We start from the raw sequence: 1,310 nt of genomic DNA on the forward strand, positions 1-1,310 counted from the left end.
CTTTGGTGCTTCTTCGGCACCGGGTCGTTCGAGGATGCCGTGCTGGCCGCGGCCAACCTGGGAGACGATGCCGACACCACGGCCGCGATCTGCGGGCAACTGGCCGGTGCGCACTACGGCGCGTCTTCCATTCCGCCAGCCTGGCTCGAGCGATTGGCCCTGCGCGGCGACATCGAAGGCCTCGCCGATCAACTGCTGGAAGGCGCCGGGCCGTCCTGAGCCGGCCCCGCAGGGCCACTGTCTGCATCCACATGCACTGAAGTGCGCCCCATCGCTCGACATTTGGCGGCCCCGGCCGAGCGTGAATCTCCGCTTTTCACTTCGTGTGGTTTCCCCCAGCGTGGAAATCGCTTTGAAGATGCAACATCGTGCAGCCCTGGCGCGCCGGGGCTCGGGCGGATGAATCTTCATCTGCAGTTTATTTCCAGTCTGGAGACCACGATGGCCGTCAAAAGATCAGGCGCTTCCAAAGCCGCCGCTTGCTGTTGCATTGCAGCATTCGTCACTGCCTGCGGAGGCAGCGGTGGCCCCCGAGGCTTTCCCATCGTGGGCGTTCCGCCGGACACCGGCGCACCGCCAGCGCAGAAGCTGGCCTGCGACGACAGCATGAAGACCCGCTTCGCGCCCGATGCGTCGACCACGGTGCTGCTGGTCAAGGCCTTCAAGAAAGGGGAGGCGCTGCTGCTGACGGGCGCCGCATCGCCGAGCACGCCGGTGGCRCAGAACGACCTGTGCTTCGTCAAGCTCAATGTCGGCCCCGGCAACCCGGGCGTGGCCGGCGCGCCCTCCACCTCGCCAGGCATCGGCATCGAGATCTGGCTGCCCACGGCGGCCAACTGGAACAAGCGCATCCATGTGAAGGGCGGCGGCGGCTGGGCCGGCGGCACCCATGGAACCCTCACCGGCATCACGCCGGTCTCCGGCAGCGCCGGTTCGGCCAGCGACACCGCGGGCGTGGAGGGCGCCGTTTCCGCCACCACCGACACCGGCCATGCCATCAGCAACGGCTCGTTCGCGATGAACCCCGACGGCACCATCAACACGATTTTGTGGAAGGACTTCTCGGAGCGCGGCATCCACGAGATGGCCGTCAAGACCAAGGCGCTGGCCAAGGCCTACTACGGCGAAGACGCGAAGTACGCCTACTGGAACGGCTTCTCGACAGGAGGGCGACAGGGGTTCAAGGAGGCGCAGGCCAACCCCGCCGACTTCGACGGCATCCTGGCCGGCGCGCCCGCCAACAACTGGACCAGGTTCATCACGACCGAGCTCTATCCGCAGATCGTGGCCCAGCGCGACCTGGGCGGCGT

The 1,310-nt window shown here is 66.9% G+C and carries 2 protein-coding genes; both read left to right on the forward strand.

Annotation, left to right across the window (positions count from 1 at the left end; translation table 11 throughout):
- Positions 1–219 (forward strand): ADP-ribosylglycohydrolase family protein (locus tag AC1DOC_RS33945; protein ID WP_478131605.1); only part of this gene is annotated, 219 nt, incomplete at its 5' end.
- Positions 220–441: 222 nt separating this feature from the next.
- Positions 442–1,310 (forward strand): tannase/feruloyl esterase family alpha/beta hydrolase (locus AC1DOC_RS33950; protein ID WP_478131606.1); only part of this gene is annotated, 869 nt, incomplete at its 3' end.

This window comes from Variovorax sp. 01T439_2 (assembly GCF_056398445.1).